This is a genomic window from Stenotrophomonas sp. YJH_SMC_40, from assembly GCF_059368615.1.
This window is the reverse complement of record NZ_JCAFRX010000023.1, coordinates 1-3110: the sequence shown is the minus strand read 5'-3', so window position 1 is coordinate 3110 and position 3110 is coordinate 1. Positions and strand designations below refer to the sequence as shown.

The window sequence follows — 3110 nt, the reverse complement described above, 5'->3', positions numbered from 1 at the left end:
GATGGCCGACATGGTGGTGACCACCTGGCCGACCACCTCGCCGCCCTGCGAAGCGACACCGTGCGCGCCGATGGCGAGCTGGTTGGCCTGGCGGGCGTGCTCGGCGTTCTGGCGCACGGTGGAGGTCAGTTCCTCCATCGAGGCGGCGGTCTCTTCCAGGTTGGCGGCCTGCTGCTCGGTACGGCGCGACAGGTCGCTGTTGCCGGACGCGATCTCGCCAGCGGCGAGGGTGATGCTGGAGGCACTGGCCTGGATCTGGCCAACGATCTGGGTCAGCTGCATAACGGTGGTGTTGGCGTCGTCGCGCATGCGTGCGAACACGCCCTGATAGTCGCCGTGCATGCGTGCGGTCAGGTCGCCTTCGGCGATGGCCGACAGCAACTGCGAGAGCTTGCCGAGGTTGTCATCGCTGACCGCCATCATTGCGTTGAGGTTTTCCAGCATCAGGCGGAAATCGTGATCAAAGCGCTGCGCATCACCGCGCTGGCTGAAGTCGCCGGCGGCGGCGGCACTGGCCAGCTGCTTGATCTCGGCATTGATGCGGCCGAGGTTGGCCTTGACGGTGTCGACGGTGGTGGTCATCGCCGCCTTCTCGCCGGGGTAGCGGGCGATGTCGCGGCTGAGGTCGCCGACTGCGTACTGCTGTACCACGTCCAGCACGTCATGCAGGGTCTGCACATGGCTGCCGACCAGGGTGTTGGTCTCCTGCACCATCAGCCCGTACTCGCCGGGGAAGACGCTGGCGTCGATGCGGTAACTCAGTTCGCCGGCATCGTGACGGCGGGCCATTTCGCGCTGGCCGCCGATGACCGCATGCAGCTGCTGCTGCATGCCGGACATGGCCTCCAGCAGGCGACCGGGTTCGTCATGCGGCTGCGGGCCGATATGGCTGTCCAGCTTGCCATTGGCGATGCCTTCGGCGACGGCGGTGGCCTGCTTCAGCGGGCGCGCGATACGGTTGCCGATGACCCAGCTCAGGGCCAGCACGATCAGCACCAGCACACCACCGGAGATCGCCATGATGGCGGTGAACACCAGCGCCTGCCGCTGCACGTCGTCCATGTAGACGCCGCTGCTGACCACCCAGTTCCACGGCGCGAACAGGCCGGCGTAGGCGACCTTCTCGACCTCGCCCTTGCTGCCCGGCTTGGCCCATCGATAGTTGACGAAGCCACCGCCGGCCTTGGCCGCTTCGACCTGGTCGTAATAGATGCGCACGCCGTCGTCGGTACGGAAGTCCTTCATGTCCTTGCCGACCAGGTCCTTGCGGAACGGGTGCATCAGCAGGCGGTAGCCGGTGTCGTAGATGTTGAAGTAGTACGTATCGTTCTCGGCGCGCATCACTTCCAGGGCCTGCAACGCGGCGCTCTTCGCGGCGTCCTCGCTGAGTTCGCCGGTGCCGGCCAGGCGGTGGTAGTGCTGGAGGATGCCGTAGCTGAGTTCGACCTGGGTCTTCAGCGCGGTCTTGCGGGTCTCGGTGAGGTCCAGGTACTGCATGCGGGCGGCGATCACCGAGAGCGCGATCACGCCGAGCGCGATGAGCAGCGTCAGCAGGTTGAGCTTGCGCCGGACGGAGAGATTGCTGAAGTAGTGTTGCCAGCGATGCAGGAGATTCATCGAGCAGGACCAGGTCGAAACGGGCGGGCGGCGCCGAGCCGGTCAGCGGCGGGATACGCCGTGACAACCCCGTTATCGGCCGCTGGGGCGGGGGATTGAGGTGCGGTGTCCGAACGTATTCAGGTTTTCTTGCAGCGGCGGCTGCGGCGCTGCCTGCGGCAGGCTGGTTTTGAAGCAACAGCAACAGCAACAGCAACAGCAACGGCGCTTGGTCGGTGGTCAGGGGTTGCGAGAAGGGCCGGGCCAGGATGGGTTGGCGGGGGACGCCGTAAACCCGTCCTTGGGGGCTTGGCCGCGGCATCCATGCCGCGGACACCCCCGCCAACCCACCCTTGCTCGGCCCATTCGATATCCCGGTGTCGGACGGCAAGAGCATTGGGTTTCCAAGTGGAAAGAGGGGTCAGATCCGTTTTCCTGCGGAAAACGGATCTGACCCCGGAAGCAATACGGCTGTTGCTCTTGCTCTTCTTTCTTCAATCCGGGGTGGACGCGCACGGAAATTTTCCGTGGCCGGGAGGGTGGGCTGCGCAGGGGCGTGAGCCGCATGGATGCGGCGACCGAGCCTACAAGGACGTATTCACGGCGTCCCCTGCGCAGCCCACCCTCGCGGCCAACCCTCAGTAACCCAGCGCTTCGACCGACCATCCCGAGGGGCTTCGCCGTTGGCTGGATATCCAGATACCCCGTAAACAAAAACGCCCCAGCGCAGGGCCAGGGCGTTCTCGTGCGTCAGGTCAGGCAGGCCTCAGAATTCCTGCCAGTCTCCGTCGGCCAGTTCGGTGGCCATCGGACGACCACCGGCGGTGCGGCGGGCCGGCGGCGCGACCGGGGCCGGTGCGGCCGGTGCGGCAGCACGCGGGACTGGGGCAGCGGCGATGCGCGGGGCAACCACGGTCTCGGCTTCGTCGACCACGAAGATCGACACCGCTTCGCTGAGGTGGCCGGCCTGTTCTTCCATCGCACGCGCGGCGGCAGTGGCTTCTTCCACCAGCGCGGCATTCTGCTGGGTGGTTTCGTCCATCTGCACCACGGTCTGGTTGACCTGCTCGATGCCGGCCGACTGTTCCTGCGAGGCGGCGGAGATCTCGGCCATGATGTCGGTCACGCGCTGCACCGAGGCGACGATCTCGCCCATGGTGGCGCCGGCCTTGTGCACCAGCGCCGAGCCGTCGTTGACCTTGCCGACCGAATCGTCGATCAGGCCCTTGATCTCCTTGGCGGCAGCGGCCGAGCGCTGGGCGAGGGTACGCACTTCGCTGGCGACCACGGCGAAGCCGCGGCCCTGCTCGCCGGCACGCGCGGCTTCCACCGCAGCGTTCAGCGCCAGGATGTTGGTCTGGAAAGCGATGCCGTCGATGACGCTGATGATCTCGGCGATCTTCTTCGACGAGGCTTCGATGGCCGACATGGTGGTGACCACCTGGCCGACCACCTCGCCGCCCTGCGAAGCGACACCGTGCGCGCCGATGGCGAGCTGGTTGGCCTGGCGGGCG

2 protein-coding genes are annotated in these 3110 nt (G+C 66.5%); both read right to left on the bottom strand.

Annotated elements, in window-relative coordinates; all coding sequences use genetic code 11:
• The coding region (locus tag AC5P6X_RS21560) for a cache domain-containing protein (RefSeq protein WP_495215608.1) at positions 1–1617 on the bottom strand (1617 nt) is incomplete at its 3' end.
• A gap of 745 nt (positions 1618–2362) precedes the next feature.
• Positions 2363–3110: methyl-accepting chemotaxis protein (locus tag AC5P6X_RS21555; protein ID WP_495215606.1), on the bottom strand; the 748-nt coding region annotated here is incomplete at its 5' end.